Source organism: Paramylibacter ulvae, assembly GCF_014652655.1.
Lineage (GTDB): Bacteria > Pseudomonadota > Alphaproteobacteria > Rhodobacterales > Rhodobacteraceae > Amylibacter > Amylibacter ulvae.
On sequence record NZ_BMZF01000001.1, the window covers coordinates 453,179 to 471,294 of the forward strand.

Consider the following 18,116-nt stretch of genomic DNA (forward strand, 5'->3'; position numbering starts at 1 on the left):
TACAATGTCTGACAACAAGCTTGAATCCAGCACCCAAATGATGATGGAAATGCTTTCATTTTATACGAAAGCATTCTCCAACCCGATGTTGACCGCGACCCAAATGCAAGCGCTTGGCACAGGTTATTACAACATGATGACGGGCAAATCCCCGATCATGCCGCCAAAGGGTGACAAGCGTTGGCGCGATCCAGTTTGGGCGACAAACCCGTTTTACGGCATGATGATGCAAAGCTATCTATTGTGGTGCCAAGAATTGGAAAAATGGTTGTCAGGTCTTGGTCTGGACGAGCGGAGCGAAATGCGCGCAAAACTGGCGCTGTCTTTGTTGACGGACACCGTATCACCCACCAACACATTGGCGGGCAACCCCACCGCGATGAAGGTCACGCTGGATCACGGTGGTAAAAATCTGGTTCAGGGTTTCAAAAATTTCATGAACGATATGAAAGACAACAATGGCCTGCCCTCAACCGTTGATAAATCGAAATTTGAGGTCGGCAAAAACCTTGCCACCAGCGAAGGTCAGGTAATTTATCGCGAAGAACAGCTAGAGCTGATCGAATACGCGCCAAAAACCGAAGAGATTTTCGAAACACCGATTTTCATCGTTCCACCACAGATCAACAAATTTTACGTTTGGGATTTGGCCAAGGGACGTTCAATCGTTGAATACCTGACGGAACGCGGACATCGCGTGTTTATTGTAAGCTGGCGTAACCCATCATCGGATCAATCCGATTGGGGTTTGAACAGCTATATCGAGGCATTGGATCGCGCAACAGAAGTGGCATGTGAAATCAGCAAATCAGACAAGTTGAATATGATCGGCGCATGTTCCGGCGGTCTGACTGCGGCTGCGTTGCAGGCATATTGGGGTGCGCGCAAAATTGATCGCGCCAACACATTCACGCTTTTGGTTGCGATTTTGGATATCGAAGGTGGCAAAAACACATCCATGGGATTGTTTGCCAATATCGAAACCCTTGAAATCGCCAAGATGTTTTCAAAATCCAAAGGTATCTTGGAAGGCAAGGATTTGGAACGCGCATTCGCATGGTTGCGCCCCAATGATTTGATCTGGGCGTATTGGGTTAATAACTATCTATGTGGTAACAGCGCGCCGACCTTTGATATTTTGTTCTGGAATGCAGACACAACCAACCTGCCTGCCACGTTTCATCGTGATCTGATTGATCTGTTATCCAATGGTGGTTTTGGCGACGGTCCGAATTGGGATGTGAATGGTACAACGATTGATTTGAAAAACGTCAGTTGCGATACCTATATTGTGGGCGGTGAAACCGATCATATCACACCGTGGGATGGCTGTTATTTGACAACTGGTCTGTTGGGCGGTGACACTGAATTTGTGTTGTCACAAGCGGGTCATATTCAATCGCTTATCAACCCTCCGGGAAATCCGCGCGCCAAATTTATGACCAATTCTGGCAAGCACAGCACAACCGAAGAATTCCTCGAAGGTGCGGAGCAACATTCAGGAAGCTGGTGGCCACACTGGATGAATTGGACCGAACAGCGTTCAGGTAAAAAAATCAAAGCACCAAAAAAATTGGGTTCTGCGAAATACAAGCCATTATGTGCTTCACCAGGTACATATGTGTCAAAACTCCCGGAGAAAGAAACCTGAATGGAAACTCTCACCAAAACGATTTGTGGGCTTGAAATACGCGTTGGAATATTTGGGAAAAAGGATGCAAAACGCACCATTCTTTTTTTCAATGGTATCGGCGCGCGATTGGAAGCCGCGGAAAAATTCGCCGAGTTGTTATCTGACTATCGCATCGTAACATTCGATGTGCCAGGTGTGGGTAAATCACCCGCGCCCAAGGCACCCTATCGCCCTGCTCTCCTGTCCAAAATGGCGGGCATCTTGTTGGATGAATTGGAAATCGACAAGGTCGATGTCTTTGGCATTTCATGGGGCGGCGCGATGGCGCAGCAATTTGTAAAGGATCACCAAGATCGTTGTCATACTATGACCTTGGCCGCCACATCCGCAGGCATGGTGATGGTTCCAGGTAAATTGAGCGCGATGCTTAAAATGGTGACGCCAAAACGCTATTTCAATCCAAATTATATGTTGGAAGTTGCGCCAACAATTTACGGCGGAACCATTGGTGAAAACATTGAACAGTTGGAAGAATTTGCCAAAATGGTGATGGGTGGTTCAACGCGCGGATATTTGTATCAACTGCTTGCAGGATATGGTTGGACAAGCTGGCTTTGGCTGCCACAAATCAAGGTGCCAACGTTGATTTTGATGGGCAATGCAGATCGGATCGTCCCCCCATCAAATGGGCGGATATTGAATAGTCGTTTGCCAAACAGTCGTTTGGAATATCTGGATTGCGGGCATTTGTTCATGATGACAAAGCCACAAGAAACCACGCAGCTAATGCGGGATTTCTACGCTGAACACTAAGCGAAAATTGCCAATGCCGCGATCCGTTCCAACAGAGTTTCGACGTAACAAGGCAATCGCAACAGGATTGCTGTTGGTGACAACAGCAATTTTCGTAGCGACACTATTGGTTCCTTCGCCGCCAAGCTGGGTATTATTCATCCGTGCAGTCGCCGAGGCAGGCATGATCGGTGGTTTGGCCGATTGGTTCGCTGTCGAAGCGTTGTTTCGCCATCCATTAGGTATTCCCATCCCCCACACCGCGTTATTACCCAAGAGCAAAAATCGCGTTGCTCAAAATGTGGGTGAATTTATCGCCAAGCATTTTTTAAAACCTGACCTGATCCGCCAGAAACTGTTCGATGTGAATGTCGGCGCTGCGGTCAAGGATTGGTTATTGGTGCCCGAAAACACCCGTTTGGTTTCACAAAAAGCGGCATTCGTTTTAAAATCAAACTTGCATGAAACAGGCCCATCCGAACCGCGCGCATTTTTCAAATTAATGCTGCGCAGCTTGCTCATGCGTCCGCAACGCGAAGTTTTCTTTAATCGTATGATCGCTAAATTGATGGCATCCGATTTGCGCAATGACGTGATTGATTATGCATTGAGAACGGTGAAATCATTAATCGACGACAGCCGTGATAGCGTTGCGCAATTGGTCCAAGACCGAAGCCGATGGTGGATCGCATCCACCGCAGATCGCCGTTTTTCACAGATGTTGATCGACGAAATGATCAAAATGATTGACGAATTGCTGGATCATAAATCCGCGTTGCGCACACAGTTTGACGGCGCAATGACGGGTTTCACAACAGACCCAAAGCAAAGCGCGAATATTGGGCGCACGGTTCAGGGCGTTTTATTACAACTCGTGGATAGCGACGAATTTGACGAAATCGTTGCGACATTCATCCGTGGATTGAAACGATCCCTTGATGAAGATTTGCAAAATGACACGGGTCACACCACAAGGTTCATCGAAAACACATTGCTGGCGATGGCGCAAAAATTAGACGCTAACCCTGATGATTTGGCCACTTTAAACGACGAATTGTCCAATGCCGCGGGTGAATTTGTTGAACGACTGTCGTCCACCGCTTCTGAATTTATCTCATCCACAATCAAAACGTGGGACGAGGTGGAAATGGTCGAACTTTTCGAAAACCAAGTTGGAAGCGATCTGCAATTTATCCGTATGAATGGAACGCTGCTGGGTGGTCTTATCGGTGGTGTCTTGTTTTTTCTGTCCGAAGCATTGCAGCATCTTATGTGAAAAATTTGCGCATCTAACGCGCGATGGATTGCGTTCTTTCACACCTGAAAAATGGACCGCCCCCCTGTTCATATTCAATACCAAATTGGATGAAACCCAGTTGAATTCGCACCGATCGTTAGCCGATCACTAACTGTGTCAATCAGCTTAAATCCTTGAATTTGAAAAACATCACTGTATCGTAATTCGACAGACTGCCTGCTGAAACTGGGGAGCCAGAGCAGAAATGTTAATGCGCCATTATTGGCGAAGAGGAGGAATTATGAAAAAGACACTATTCGGCATGCTGGCCGCAACCAGCACGATGCTCACGCCAATCGCGGCGATGGCACAAACGGAGGTTCAATTTTGGCACGCATTCACTGGCCGTCTTGGCGATTTGGTAAAAGAACAAGTCGCGGATTTTAACGCAAGCCAGAGCGAATACACCGTCGTCGAGAGCCATAAGGGCAATTATTCCGAAACGCTCAACGCTGGTATCGCGGCATTTCGCGCACAAGAACAGCCACATATCTTGATGGTTTTTGAGGTTGGCACAGCGACAATGATGGCTGCTGCTGGTGCGATTAAACCAGTTCATGACGTGATGACAGAAAGCGGTGCAAAATTTGATCCCGATGCCTATATCGGCGCGGTCAAAGGATATTACACATCAACGGATGGTGAAATGCTATCGCTGCCGTTTAATTCATCAACGCCTGTGTTATGGGTAAACCGCGACGCCATGACAGCGGCGGGTGTTGATCCCGATACGGATTTATCAACATGGCAAAATGTCGGGAACGTTCTGGATCAATTGAAAGCAGGCGGCGAAGATTGCCCACTGGTTACCGCGTGGCAGAGCTGGATTCATCTTGAAAACCTATCGGCGTATCATGACGTGCCATTTGCAACCAAAGACAATGGTTTCGCAGGGCTTGATGCCGAACTGGCATTGAACGGCGAAACACAAGTTGCGCATCTTTCTGCGATGGGACAATGGGCCAAGGACGGCAAATTCATCTATACTGGTCGGCGTAACGAAGGCGGCGCAAATTTCCGTGGTGGCGAATGTGCGTTGTTTACTGAAAGCTCTGCGGGCTATGCTGGGATCAGTTCCGAGGCCGAATTTGAATTCGATGTACGCCCCTTACCCTATTGGGAAGGCGTTGGAAATGCACCACAAAACACGATCATTGGTGGCGCGTCCTTGTGGGTTATGTCGGGACATGAGGCGGATGAATACAAAGGTGCGGGTGAATTCCTAAGCTATCTTTCATCATCTGATGTCCAAGCGGCGTGGCATCAAAATACGGGTTACCTTCCGATCACAGTCGAGGCTGGCGATGCAACGCGTGCTGCTGGATTTTACGATGAAAACCCAGGCACCGATATTGCGGTAATCCAAATGACCGCGAAAGAGCCGACAGCAAATTCCAAAGGTATCCGTCTTGGATCGTTTGATCAGATCCGTGGGATCATAGACGAAGAGCTAGAGGCGATTTGGGCTGGCGACAAAACCGCCCAAGAAGCAATGGACAGCGCCAAAGAACGTGGCGATGCACTGCTGCGTCGATTTGAAACCGCAAACCGCTAGGTTTAACAAACAATGGCAGGCCCCATTCGGGCCTGCTGACTTGAACGCTAGGGGAAAATTATGGAAAAACGCGTAACATTTCGCGGCTGGTTATTGCCGTTCTTGTTGATAGCACCCCAAGTCGCCATATCTGCCATTTTCTTTTTCTATCCCGCGGGGCAAGCGATCTGGCAATCCTTGTTTATACCTGACCCATTTGGATTGTCTTCGCAATTTGTCGGATTGGGAAATTTCGAATTTTTGCTGGGCGATAGATATTATCGCGCGGCCTTTGGCACCACCGCAATTTTTTCAATCTTGGTCACCGTGTTTTCGATGATCCCCGCATTGTTTTTGGCCGTCACTGCGGATCGGTTGATCAAAGGTTCGGGCGTTTATCGTACAATGTTAATTTGGCCCTATGCTGTTGCACCTGCAATCGCGGGTGTACTCTGGCTATTTATGTTCAACACACGCGTTGGTGTGGTGTCATGGTATCTTGGTAATCTTGGGTATGACTGGAACCATGTATTAAATGGAGGCGAGGCAATGGGTCTGGTGGCCGTTGCATCCGCTTGGGGTCGTATCAGCTATAATTTCTTATTCTTTTACGCCGCACTTCAGGCCGTGCCGCGTTCCGTGATCGAAGCCGCCGCCATTGATGGCGCGCGTTTCTGGCGACGTTTCTTTACCATTGTGTTGCCCCTCTTGTCGCCAACCACATTTTTCCTTTTGGTGGTGAATATTGTTTATTCGTTTTTCGAAACCTTTGGCGTTATTCACACCATCACCTCGGGTGGGCCGCAACAATCCACAACCATTTTGGTTTACAAGGTTTTCTCGGACGGGTTCGTTGGCCAAGATCTTGGGTCATCCTCGGCGCAATCCGTGATTTTGTTGATTGTCGTTGGCTTGCTGACCATCTTTCAGTTTAAATTTATCGAAAAACGGGTGCATTACTGATGGCAAACGATGTTCAAGGCATGGTTGAAAAACGCGGCGCTGGCCTGTGGTTAACGCATGTCTTTATGATTTTTGGCGTCTTGGTTATTTTCTTTCCAATCTGGCTTGCCTTTGTGGCGTCAACCGTATCACAAGCTGACATTGTCAGCCCACCGATGCCGTTGTTACCAGGCGATAAATTTTTGGAAAATTATTCTGCCGCCCTGTTTTCGGGCGTAAATGTCCCCGTAACAACCATGCTATTTAACAGCCTGATCATGGCGATTGGTATCGCGGTGGGCAAGATTGTAATATCGTTACTGTCGGCCTTTGCCATTGTTTATTTCCGCTTTCCATGTCGCACGATGTTTTTCTGGATGATCTTTCTAACGCTTATGCTCCCCGTCGAGGTGCGCATCGTGCCAACCTACGAAGTTGTCGCCGGTTTTGGCATGTTAAACAGCTATGGTGGTTTAATCTTTCCGCTGATCGCCTCGGCAACAGCTACGTTTTTATTCCGCCAATTTTTCCTAACCATCCCCGATGAATTGGCAGAGGCCGCCCGCGTTGACGGTGCCCGCCCAATGCGGTTTTTCTGGGACATCGTATTACCGATGAGCAGGACCAACATCGCGGCACTGTTCGTGATCCTGTTTATTTACGGCTGGAACCAATATTTGTGGCCCCTATTGATCACCACGGATCCAGAAATGAACACGATTGTTATGGGCATCAAACAGATGTTCCCATCGGGTGATGATTTCGCCAATTGGCCCGTGATTTTGGCAACTTCAATCCTTGCGATGATCCCACCCGTGATCGTTGTGATTAGCATGCAACGGCTGTTTATCCGTGGCCTAGTAGATAGCGAGAAATAAAATATGGCGACTGTTACCTTAAACAATATCAAGAAAAGCTTTGGCACAACGGAAGTGATCCACGGGATAGATGCACAGATTGCAGATGGTGAATTCATCGTGATTGTTGGCCCGTCTGGTTGTGGAAAATCCACGTTGCTGCGGATGGTTGCGGGTCTGGAAACGGTATCATCTGGCGAAATTTTCATCGGTGACGACATCGCCAACGATAAGGAACCCATGGATCGCGATATCGCGATGGTATTTCAAAATTACGCGCTCTATCCGCATATGTCGGTACGCCAAAACATGGGGTATGGGTTGAAAATTGCAGGTTTGCCCAAGGATCAGATAGACGCCAAGGTTGTAGAGGCAGCAGAGCTCTTGCAACTCGAACCGCTCTTGGATCGCAAACCCAAACAATTGTCTGGTGGTCAGCGCCAACGCGTTGCGATGGGGCGTGCTATTGTACGTGAACCAGCCGTATTTTTGTTTGATGAACCCCTTTCAAATCTTGATGCGAAACTGCGTGTGCAGATGCGTTTGGAAATCAGAGAGCTTCAAGCAAAGCTAGGGGTTACGTCGCTTTATGTGACCCATGATCAGGTCGAGGCCATGACAATGGCCGACAGAATGATTGTGATGAATGCGGGCATCGCCGAACAAATTGGCACCCCGCTTGAGGTTTACGAAACACCACGCACATTATTCGCCGCACAATTCATCGGGAGCCCAGCGATGAACATTATCGGTGCAGACATAAGCGATGGCCAAGCATTTGTGAACGATTTGCCCATCATGGCCACAACGAGTAAGGACGGCCCTGTTAAACTTGGCATCAGACCCGAACATATGATCGTGGATGCCGATGGGCCGTTACGGGTGGTGGTACACATGACCGAACCCTTGGGCGCGAATACGCTGTTTCACGGCACGCTGAATGGATCTGATGACATCTTTACGATCAGCCTTCAGGGCGTGCACCCACAGACAAGTTCAAAGCAAGAAATGCGATTTAGTGTCATGGCCGATCAAGCTCATCTTTTTGATGTTGAAACCGGCATACGTCGATGAGGGTAATACTAAACTCGTGACATAATTATCTGTCGCTAGGATTTGGAATTGGTGTTAATCTTAACGATAACAAACCCCACTATCGCCGTCGCAAGGACAATGAAAGCGCAGGCGTACATGCGAATAATTTTATAAATGCCCCAACCAACATCAGCGCCGCGTCAATTTTTAACCAATCTGTTTGAAAATGCAGTGCGCACGGCTGATCCAATGCGTGTCGTGCCCAATTTTTTACCACCCCGCCCCGCTGGTCGTTTGATTGTTATCGGCGCAGGCAAGGCCAGTGCGCGCATGGCCGAGGCTGTTGAACAGCATTACGGCCCTTGCGAGGGGCTGGTCATCACCCGTTATGGATATGCCCGCCCTTGCAAAGGCATCGAAATCGTAGAGGCCGCGCACCCCGTACCCGATACCAAGGGTGAATTGGCAACACGCCAATTATTGGATCGCGTTTCAAATCTTGGTTCTGGTGACACCGTGCTCGCATTGATATCTGGTGGAGGCTCGGCATTGCTTTGCGCGCCGATTGATGGGCTTACCCTGCGTGACAAAAGAGATTTAAATCGTGCCTTGCTGGCGTCAGGTGCACCGATTGGTCAAATCAATATTGTGCGAAAACACACAAGCCGCGTGAAGGGTGGGCAATTGGCAACGGCGTGTTACCCCGCGCAATTGATCACATTAATGATTTCAGATGTACCAGGTGATGATCCATCGCTGATTGCATCGGGCCCAACCGTTGGCGATGACAGCACCCCCCAAGATGCAATTGCCATTCTTGATCAATACAAAATTGAAATTTCGCCACAGATACGCACAGCAATTACCCAACATCCCAATGTTGTTGCAAAACATGATCCACGGTTACGCAATAATCAAAACCATATCGTCGCCGCGCCATCTCTTTCGCTGACAACCGCGGCACAGATCGCGACGCGTGATGGTTGTGAAGTGCAAATGTTGGGCGACGCGCTGGAAGGCGAAGCGCGCGATTTGGCAACAGAGCAAGCAGAATTGGCGATCTCGTTATGCCCAATGGTAAATGACACAGGTAAACCGCTGTTATTATTGTCAGGGGGTGAATGCACAGTTACGCGCCGCGGCGATGGCATTGGGGGGCCAAATGCCGAATTTGTGCTAGCCGCGGCAATCGCATTAAATGGTCAACCAAACATCCATGTACTGGCCTGTGATACCGACGGTGTTGATGGCGCCGCCGAGGTGGCGGGAGCATATGCGGGGCCAGACACATTAATAACAGCGTTAAAACAGGACATTGAACCAAGTGTGGCGTTAGCCAATAATGATGCACATCAGTTTTTTGAAAAGATCGGTGGGCAAATCATTACGGGCCCCACGCTCACCAATGTGAATGATTTTCGTGCCATTCTTATCTGCCCCGAGTCATGAGCAATTATCCTCGCCCATGACTCCGGTCATACGACGATTTTAACGGCGTGTTATGTTTTTCGCGCGTCATTGCACCTGGATCGTAAACTTCGATTTCAAGCGGATAACAGTGCGCAACATCCGATGTATGTTCCTGTCCGCAATCCCCACCCGGGCACGCGGACAAGCCAACGATCAGGTCAATTTCAGCGTAAAATTCCAAATAATCCCCTGGGCGAACTGGGCTCGCTTTCATAAAATATTGCCCAGTGTCACGCGTAAACCCCGTGCACATGAACACGTTCAAAACATCATGCACATAGGTTTCTGCAACATTCACGGAAAGGCCACAGTGATCCGCAAGCGCACGCGTCAAATTTGAATGACAACAGTTATGGTAATCCCCGCCCGACAAAAGCCGCCCCGTGTATGGATCACATCGCGTGCCAATCACATCGTGCACGGACCCACCAAATTCATCAAACCCATACCAATCAAGCGTATCAGCCGTTATCGTTGCCATCGGGCGTAAATTTGGAAAACTGGACCACATCCGATCACCCGTTGATAAATGTGTACCGTGTAACGCGCGTGTTTTACCCGAATAAAATCTCTCGTTTAAATCCGCTTTGCTCCACAGATTCAAATCGCCAACTTGCGATCCTTGCACAGAAACAATGCGAAAAAATGCACCCGCGGGTATGTCAACACATGCCGCATCACGCGGTGGTACGGTTACAACATTTGTACGTTTCGCACGTGCCAGCAATTCCGCGAACGCGCCAAGGTCCGCACGAACCCGCGCATTTGGTGGATAACAAATAACCGGGGCAATGCCGCGCCGCTGTTGTGCATCTTTGGGTGGGGCAAAATTTGGTGTGGTGGGTTTCATGACAGTATCCTTTTGTCAAACGTTCCCAGAAACCATAAGCAAAAGATACGTTGAATCGAGGAAAATATCGTCACCAAACGGCGGTTCGTCGTTGTGCTGATGTTCACTATGAACGGGTCGTATGCGCTTTCTACCCTGAATTTGCGAACAACTTCGAAAACATTGTCCCAGAACAATAAGCACGGCGCAAACGTAATGTATTTATTCCTTTGAAAATATATCCACCAAAGGAGACAATATGTTTACGCGAAGAGCTGCATTAATGGCGGGCGCAATGTTGGCGGCCACCCCATATGTAATAACAAACGCCGCCGCAGACGAAGTGATGGATACATCGGGCGCAGATCCCGTTGATCTGTCGGCCTTGCCAGTGCGAAGCCACAAGTTGGTCCCGCCTCCATTTGTGCACGAACATGAACAAATCGCATCAACGGGCCCTGCTCTTGTGAAATTTGAACTAAAAATCATAGAGAAAGAGATACAGGTTGCCGAAGGTGCATATCTGCAAGCGATGACATTCAACGGATCTGTTCCTGGTCCGTTGATGGTGGTGCACGAAGGAGACTATGTCGAGTTGACCCTGTTTAACCCGCCAGAAAACCTGATGCAGCATAACATTGATTTTCATGCGGCGACTGGTGCGCTGGGTGGTGGATCGCTCACGCTCGTAAATCCAGGTGAAAAAGTGGTTTTACGGTTTAAGGCCACCCGCCCTGGCACGTTTGTTTATCACTGTGCGCCCGGTGGTCCAATGATCCCATGGCATGTTGTATCTGGCATGTCGGGCGCAATCATGGTTTTGCCACGCGATGGCCTGAAGGATCATGAGGGCAAATCGGTCAGCTATGATCGAGTTTATTACATCGGTGAAAACGATTTTTATATCCCCAAAGACGCTGACGGAAATTACAAACGTTACGAAGATGCGGGCGAAAGTTATCCCGAAACCTTGGAGGTGATGAACGGATTAATACCCACTCATGTCACGTTCAACGGCAAGGTTGGCGCGCTGACGGGCAACAATGCCTTGACCGCTGAACAAGGGGAAAATGTGCTGTTTGTTCATAGCCAAGCAAACCGAGACAGCCGCCCACATTTGATCGGCGGGCATGGCGATCTTGTGTGGGAAGCAGGGAAATTTAACAACGCCCCGGATCGTGATTTGGAAACATGGTTCATTCGCGGCGGGTCTGCGGGTGCGGCGCTATATCGTTTCTTGCAACCAGGTGTGTATGCCTATGTGAATCACAACCTGATAGAGGCGGTGAACCTTGGCGCAACCGCGCATGTTGTTGTTGGGGGCGATTGGAATAATGATCTGATGGAACAGGTCGTTGCACCAACCGAGTATGATGTCGCCTATGAGGGCAAAACCGCATTGCCATAAATACGCGACCTTTGACAATTCAACACACCGATGGGCGGTCGCAATTGCGGCTGCCTTTTTAAAAACAGGAGTGATGATGCGATATTTTGTTGGAGTATTTGTTGTATTTTCAGCTGCTCTGGCGCTGTCCGCAATGATCATGTGGAATGCAAAAATTGCTCTCCCCGATTACCTCGAACCAGAAACGGTTTTCATTCAATCTGGGGCTTTTGAATATCGTTTCGTAGGCGAATTTCGCATCGACAACCGCATGGTTGATGCACCAACAGAACACCATTTTGCTGATTATGATTTCGAAGTCATGAAATATCATGTGACACAAGCGGAGTATTCAGCATGTGTTGCCGATCATTTTTGTCTTGCGACAACTGGTGGGTCGTCCCCAAAATTGGCACAGGTGAACGTGAGCTATCTCGATGCACAAAAATATGCAGCTTGGCTTTCTCTTCAAACGAAACAAGTGTGGCGATTGCCCAGCGATCAAGAATGGGTTCGGTTTGCGGGTGATAGGTTTCACGAAACCATACTGGGAGATATTTCCAACAACCCTGATCCATCCCAGCGTTGGATCAAACGATACAAAGAACAAGCAGATCAAAGAGGCAATTCAAACCCCAAATTGCGCGCGATCGGTGCATATGGTGCGAATGATTTAGGGGTGTTTGATATCAACGGTAATATTTGGGAATGGACAACAACCTGTTTTAAAAATGGGAAGGTATCCAAAGATGGCAAAACACTGATTGAATTCAAAGATTATTGCGGGGTTCGCGCCGCACAGGGAAAACATCGCGCATTCATTATCGATTTCGTAAGAGACGCCAAAGGTGGGGGATGTGCGGTTGGCGTTCCCCCAGATAATTTGGGCTTTCGGCTGGTTCGCGAGGTTTAACAAAACGCGCAAGCCCACCCTGTTTTGATTCAAAAAAGGCGGCGCTCATATCGCGCACCGCCCAAGATAATTTGGTGATCTATTATTCAGTTACCTGTTCAAACAACGCAGGAAACCGTTTCTTGGCTTTGCCTTTTTGCTTCACTGCTGTGGCATCCTCTAGGTTGGTGGCCGCCCCAACTTGGATTAATGCGATCATGCCCAAGGCATAGTGAGGCGTACATTTAATGCCATACAAACCTTCGGTTTCAAGTATTACCGAAAATTCTTTGCCCAATGCACTTTTGAACGGTTCAGCACCCTCTGGCAGCATCCCTTGGATCGTTTCGGCATTATGCCCCTTGTCCGTCGCCAAGAAGGTAATTGTGTCGCCCGGCTGTGCCGCGACAAATGCGGGTTCAAAAACCATGGTTCCTTCGGCGCCTTTGTTCAGCATTTTCACTTCGAAGGTTTCTGCATGCCCGACATTTGCAAGCACAAATGTTGCGGCGCATGTCATCACTATTTTTTTGAACATCTAAATGTCCTTTCTTCTATTTTGGACGGGTTTGTCTCTGGGCCGTTTTATGATAGTGATCACAAATGCTCTTTGCGCTGTGTCAAACTTGGACTGCATATTTTGAAAAACCTTGATGAAAGCTTGCTCGCCAGCATTCCGCCCTTTCGGAAACTTCAACGGCAACAAATTCGTGAAATTCTGGATCAAGCGCAGCCCAAAAGAATAGATTCTGGAAACGCCATTTTTGACCAAGGCATGCCAGCGACACATTTTTATCTATTGCTTGATGGTCATATCCGCGTCGTTAAAAACACTACGGTTGGTGATCAGGTTATTGTGCTCCATATTGCCAGTGGACAATTGTTTGGTATCGCGGTTGCATTGGGCAAAGATGAATATCCTGCCTCTGCGATCGCGGCGCGCGAATGTTTAACGCTGTCTTGGCCCAATGAATTGTGGGCTGAATTTGTCGATAAATACGACGGGTTCGCCACAGAAACCTACAAAGTTGTTGGTGATCGGATCGGTGAAATGAATAACCGGCTGGTCGAATTGGCAACGCGACACGTTGAACAACGTGTGGCAGCTGTGTTGTTACGCCTGATAAATCAAGCTGGCAAAAAGGTTGCAACGGGTATCGAAATTGATTTCCCCATCACGCGCCAGAATATATCAGAAATGACTGGAACGACATTACACACCGTAAGCCGCCTGCTCAGCGGATGGGAACGCGACGGTATCGTTGTCAGCAAGCGTAGCAACATCACCATAACGCAACCCCATCAATTGGTTCTGTTAAGTGGGGTTGATGGGTGAACCATCCGCAATAATTCCACAAGGATTGTTTCTTCATCCAGTTGGTGTTCATTGCAGGCATCGCGTAGCGAATGAAATGGTGCGATGGTGCATCCCACACAGAACATTTTGTATTTGATAAACACGCCAATCGTTTCTGGCCATTTGTCCATGATCTCTAAAACGCTTGTATCTGCGTCAAATGCCGATCGGGGTTCCAAAACATCCTCCAAAATGGTTGCGGTTTTTTCAACTGGTTTTGAATCACAAAATATCGATGCTGATCATCGGCTCTTTGCGCTGTGGCAACGTTGAAACAGATCTTGTTCGATGTTTTGGCGCTAAATGCGTATTGGAACCACAGTATTTATTTGAATACCCAATTGTCGAATATATCCAATGATCGTGTCTGGGTTCGATACGATTACGAAAACGGACGGGGATAACAGCGCCAAAGAACAAACACTGCAAGAAACCAATCTCGCAGTGTTGGATTTTATATTTTCTGAATTGCTTTATTCAGCCGCGGTTTCAATTTGGGTAACGATACGGCGCAATGCGTTGATTGCTTCGTCGCGCTCGTCGGTTAACCCATCCAATTTATCCTGCAATTCATCACGCACAGCAATCGCCGCGTCGCGTTCGGATTTCGCTTCGTCGCGCTCTGTGATTACTTCGGGATCTTGGGTTGGTTTTGCATCCAACTCTGCAATTTTGGCGTTCAGCGTTTCGATTTCTGCTTTCGCAGATGACAGTTCATCATCAAGACCCGCTGCTCTTTCAATCACGTCGTCTTGTTCGGCGGATAATTCGGCGGCCTTTTCCAATGCAGCGTTTAATTCGTTAATTTTCGCTTCACTATTGGCAAGTGCAGATTGCGCATCGCTCAGTTCTGATTTGGCTGTGTCCAATGCGCCATCAGCGCTATCGTCATTTTCCATGGTTTCAAAGCGCTCTTGCGCCAGTTCAACCGCATGTTCCGCGGCTTCTAATTTGCCCGTTAGCATTTCAATTTCTGCGCGTGCGGTGGATAGCTCGGCATGCATATCCGCGCCACCATCCAGATTTACACTGTCAATTTCGGTTTGAAGCGCATCTTTTTCTGCCTTCAGTTCGACAATTTTTTGATTGGCAGCGGCCAGTTTGCTATCGGCGGTATTAGCGCGATTGATTTCACCCTCTAGCGCGGTTTTAAGCGCACCAGTGTCATCCGATTTTGCCGCCTCTTCGAGTGCTGCGGTGCGATCGGCCAGCATTAAACCGGCCATCATCAACATACGGCTTTCGGTCAGGCGCGAACTTGCCTGATCCAATTTTTGTGCCTCTGTATCCAACATTGCAGCGGCGGAATACAGATAATCCTGTTGCCCCTCTTGGCAGACAACTTGAAAATCGCGGCCACCAATTGTGATTGTTACTTCTGCCATGGTTTAGCCCTCTACGATTGGTGTGAGTTTTGCCAAAATATCATCAACTTCGTCGATGTCTTCTTGGCGCAGGCGGCGCAATTCGGCGAGTGTTTCAGATGCATCAATGATTGCTGCGTCTTTTTCACCATTCACCGCGTTTTGCGCATCTGTTGTTTTAATCACGTCCAATTCCATTTGGCCGAAATCTTGACAAACATCCAAGAATTCTTCTTGAAGCGCGGCATGGATACGTTCTTCTTTTTCCAAAGCATCGTTTGCTTTGGTTAAATCGGCTTCCAATGCGGTGATTTTGTCTGAAAAACCCGCGTCCTTATCAGACGCCGCGGTTGCGAATTTTGCCAAAGCGGCCTCTGCTCTGGCCTCTAGGTCCTTAATTTCGCTCATTTTGTCCCCTAATTCCCTACGCGAATCGTATGTATTTTCTGTTAATGTTTATTTTAACCCAATTAAATCAGTTTGTTGGAGTAAAAACTTCACATATCGGCAAACAGTTGCTTGACCAGCCCACAACACTTGGTATCACGGTTGCGTATAAACCACACCATCAACGAGAAAAGCGAGCTGCCACGTGTCACTCTCCGAGCTTAAAAAAACACACCCCGATCATTGGAAAAAGGCTGCGGCCATTCGTATCTTGGCGGCTGATGCCGTTCATGCTGCGAAATCAGGTCACCAAGGCATGCCCATTGGCATGGCCGATGTCGCAACCGTTCTGTTTGAAAAACATTTGAAATTCGACGCATCAGCCCCTGATTGGGAAGATCGCGATCGTTTCATCCTGTCCGCAGGTCACGGTTCAATGCTGATTTATGCATTGTTGCACCTGACAGGTTACAAAGACATGACCATGGAGGAAATCAAAAATTTCCGCCAATGGGGTGCAAAAACAGCGGGCCACCCTGAATATGGCCACGCCAAAGGCATCGAAACAACCACAGGTCCATTGGGCCAAGGCATTTCCAACGCGGTTGGTTTTGCAATGGCAGAACAAGCATTGTCAGCGCGTTTTGGCAAAAAGGTTGTCGATCACTATACATATGTCATCGCAGGCGACGGTTGCCTGATGGAAGGTGTCAGCCACGAAGCCATTGGTTTGGCTGGCAAACAAAAACTGGGCAAATTGATTGTTCTTTGGGATGACAATAACATCACGATTGATGGCACGGCGGAATTGTCCGATGTGACAGATCAGCCAAAACGGTTCAAGGCCGCAGGCTGGTCCGTATTCGAAGTAGACGGCCACGACCCCGATGCGATTGATGCGGCAATCACTGCTGCGAAAAACACCAACACTCCATCCATGATCGCATGTAAAACAGTGATCGCGGCGGGTGTTGATGGTGTTGAAAACACATCTGGTGGCCACGGCTACAACATCAAAGATGCGCAACTGGAACAGATGCGCAAATTTTATGACTGGCCTTATCCTGCGTATGAAATCCCAAAAGACGTCGCCGATGGCTGGCGTGCAATTGGTGCACGCGGCGCGAGCGAGCGCCAAGAATGGGAAGCACGCTTTGCGGGTCTGTCCGAAAACAAACAGGGCGAATTCAAACGCGTGTTTGCAGGTGATGTGCCAAACAGATTGTCCGCGGTGATCAAACGGTTAAAGAAAAAGATCAGCGAAGAGCAGCCCAAAATGGCAACGCGCCAATCGTCACAAGCGGCGTTAGAGGTAATCAATCCAATCATGCAAGAAACCATTGGTGGTTCTGCGGATTTGACGGGTTCCAACAACACACTCACCGCTGATCTGGGTCGTTTTGATGCGGATAACCGCAAAGGTCGCCATGTGTATTACGGTATCCGTGAACACGGCATGGCCGCGGCGATGAACGGCATGGCATTGCACGGTGGTATTCGCCCATATGGCGGCACATTCATGTGTTTCACCGATTACGCGCGGCCATCGATGCGCCTGTCTGCACTGATGGGTGTTCCTGTGGTTTATGTGATGACACACGACAGCATCGGTTTGGGCGAAGATGGCCCAACACACCAACCTGTTGAACATCTGGCAATTTCACGCGCCACACCAAACACAAACGTGTTCCGTCCCGCTGACACCGTGGAAACGGCAGAGGCATGGGAATTGGCCGTGACCAGCAAATCAACACCATCCGTGATGTCATTGACACGTCAGGGATTGCGCACAGTACGTACCGATCACAAGAACAAGAACATGACCGCATTTGGTGCCTATACGCTCGCCAAAGAGGTTGCCAAACGTCAGGTGATCCTGATGGCAACAGGTTCCGAAGTTGAAATCGCTCTGGACGCCAAAGAGGCGTTAGAGGCCGAAGGCATCGGTACACGCGTGGTATCCATGCCATGTTGGGAACTGTTCGAAGCGCAGGACGAACAATACCGCAAATCTGTTTTGCCAGGTGGTTCAGTGCGTGTCGCGGTAGAAGCAGGTGCGCGCCAAGGCTGGGATCGTTGGATCTTTGGCGAACGTGGTCGTGCGGGTCGTGGTGCATTTGTCGGTATGGAATCCTTTGGTGCATCAGCACCCGCGGATGAATTATACGAAAAATTTGGAATCACTTCGGCGGTTGTTGCCAAGACCGCCAAGGACCTGTTGAAGTAATATCAAAAATCGTTAGCGCTATCACATTAAGAGTTAGCGCTAACGATTGATAAAAAAGGAAAAAATCCGATTTTTTCCGCCTTGTTAGCCTTTTATAAAAACCATTTTCCGAT

Annotated in this window: 17 protein-coding genes; 12 read left to right on the forward strand and 5 right to left on the reverse strand. The window is 48.6% G+C overall.

All coding sequences use genetic code 11. From position 1 onward, the window contains the following. Window positions 1–4 precede the first annotated feature (4 nt). The 8 genes from IE094_RS02255 (at window position 5) to IE094_RS02290 (ending at window position 9,539) form a co-directional block, all read left to right on the forward strand. Window positions 5–1,651, forward strand: a complete 1,647-nt coding sequence (locus IE094_RS02255; RefSeq protein WP_189638936.1) for an alpha/beta fold hydrolase — start codon at window positions 5–7, stop codon at window positions 1,649–1,651. Continuing rightward, a complete protein-coding gene (locus tag IE094_RS02260) occupies window positions 1,652–2,446 on the forward strand; it encodes an alpha/beta fold hydrolase (protein ID WP_189638937.1) in 795 nt (264 codons plus the stop codon). It abuts the gene before it with no gap. Between the two features lie 13 nt (window positions 2,447–2,459). Continuing rightward, complete coding sequence (locus IE094_RS02265) at window positions 2,460–3,701, forward strand: DUF445 domain-containing protein (RefSeq protein WP_189638938.1); 1,242 nt, start codon at window positions 2,460–2,462, stop codon at window positions 3,699–3,701. A gap of 262 nt (window positions 3,702–3,963) precedes the next feature. Further along, window positions 3,964–5,277, forward strand: a complete 1,314-nt coding sequence (ugpB, locus tag IE094_RS02270; RefSeq protein ID WP_189638939.1) for a sn-glycerol-3-phosphate ABC transporter substrate-binding protein UgpB — start codon at window positions 3,964–3,966, stop codon at window positions 5,275–5,277. Window positions 5,278–5,337: 60 nt separating this feature from the next. Next, window positions 5,338–6,219: a sn-glycerol-3-phosphate ABC transporter permease UgpA gene (ugpA, locus tag IE094_RS02275; RefSeq protein WP_189638940.1), complete on the forward strand. Its 882-nt coding sequence runs from the start codon at window positions 5,338–5,340 to the stop codon at window positions 6,217–6,219. A gap of 20 nt (window positions 6,220–6,239) precedes the next feature. After that, complete coding sequence (gene ugpE, locus IE094_RS02280; RefSeq protein WP_189639420.1) at window positions 6,240–7,076, forward strand: sn-glycerol-3-phosphate ABC transporter permease UgpE; 837 nt, start codon at window positions 6,240–6,242, stop codon at window positions 7,074–7,076. Window positions 7,077–7,079: 3 nt separating this feature from the next. Next, the gene (ugpC, locus tag IE094_RS02285; RefSeq protein WP_189638941.1) at window positions 7,080–8,129 is read left to right on the forward strand and encodes a sn-glycerol-3-phosphate ABC transporter ATP-binding protein UgpC; all 1,050 of its coding nucleotides are present in this window, start codon (window positions 7,080–7,082) and stop codon (window positions 8,127–8,129) included. Window positions 8,130–8,264: 135 nt separating this feature from the next. Next, window positions 8,265–9,539 (forward strand): glycerate kinase type-2 family protein, encoded by a 1,275-nt coding sequence (locus IE094_RS02290; protein ID WP_189638942.1) that lies wholly within the window; start codon window positions 8,265–8,267, stop codon window positions 9,537–9,539. Between the two features lie 4 nt (window positions 9,540–9,543). Here IE094_RS02290 and IE094_RS02295 read toward each other — a convergent pair whose 3' ends face one another. Beyond that, window positions 9,544–10,410 carry an urea carboxylase-associated family protein gene (locus IE094_RS02295; protein WP_189638943.1) on the reverse strand — a complete coding sequence of 289 codons (867 nt, stop codon included), beginning with the start codon at window positions 10,408–10,410 and terminating at the stop codon, window positions 9,544–9,546. A 238-nt stretch (window positions 10,411–10,648) separates the two neighbouring features. Between IE094_RS02295 and nirK the strand changes: the two genes are divergently transcribed. Together nirK and IE094_RS02305 are read left to right on the forward strand one after the other, a co-directional pair. Continuing rightward, window positions 10,649–11,797, forward strand: coding sequence for a copper-containing nitrite reductase (gene nirK, locus IE094_RS02300; RefSeq protein ID WP_189638944.1), 1,149 nt, complete (start codon window positions 10,649–10,651; stop codon window positions 11,795–11,797). A gap of 73 nt (window positions 11,798–11,870) precedes the next feature. After that, window positions 11,871–12,689 carry an SUMF1/EgtB/PvdO family nonheme iron enzyme gene (locus IE094_RS02305; RefSeq protein WP_229801967.1) on the forward strand — a complete coding sequence of 273 codons (819 nt, stop codon included), beginning with the start codon at window positions 11,871–11,873 and terminating at the stop codon, window positions 12,687–12,689. 82 nt (window positions 12,690–12,771) lie between these two features. On the opposite strand, the gene IE094_RS02310 is transcribed toward IE094_RS02305, so the two are convergent. After that, window positions 12,772–13,206, reverse strand: coding sequence for a pseudoazurin (locus IE094_RS02310; RefSeq protein ID WP_189638946.1), 435 nt, complete (start codon window positions 13,204–13,206; stop codon window positions 12,772–12,774). A 102-nt stretch (window positions 13,207–13,308) separates the two neighbouring features. Between IE094_RS02310 and IE094_RS02315 the strand changes: the two genes are divergently transcribed. Beyond that, window positions 13,309–14,004, forward strand: coding sequence for a Crp/Fnr family transcriptional regulator (locus IE094_RS02315; protein ID WP_189638947.1), 696 nt, complete (start codon window positions 13,309–13,311; stop codon window positions 14,002–14,004). On the opposite strand, the gene IE094_RS02320 is transcribed toward IE094_RS02315, so the two are convergent. From IE094_RS02320 to IE094_RS02330, 3 genes are all read right to left on the reverse strand, one after another. Then, window positions 13,971–14,216, reverse strand: coding sequence for a DUF1858 domain-containing protein (locus tag IE094_RS02320; RefSeq protein ID WP_308429186.1), 246 nt, complete (start codon window positions 14,214–14,216; stop codon window positions 13,971–13,973). The genes IE094_RS02315 and IE094_RS02320 overlap by 34 nt on opposite strands. Before the next feature lie 282 nt (window positions 14,217–14,498). After that, entirely contained in the window at window positions 14,499–15,410 is a 912-nt protein-coding gene (locus tag IE094_RS02325; protein WP_189638949.1) for a cell division protein ZapA, read from the reverse strand. Between the two features lie 3 nt (window positions 15,411–15,413). Next, window positions 15,414–15,797, reverse strand: a complete 384-nt coding sequence (locus IE094_RS02330) for a hypothetical protein (protein ID WP_189638950.1) — start codon at window positions 15,795–15,797, stop codon at window positions 15,414–15,416. A 184-nt stretch (window positions 15,798–15,981) separates the two neighbouring features. Between IE094_RS02330 and tkt the strand changes: the two genes are divergently transcribed. Then, window positions 15,982–18,003: a transketolase gene (tkt, locus tag IE094_RS02335; RefSeq protein WP_189638951.1), complete on the forward strand. Its 2,022-nt coding sequence runs from the start codon at window positions 15,982–15,984 to the stop codon at window positions 18,001–18,003. The last annotated feature ends 113 nt before the right edge of the window (window positions 18,004–18,116 follow it).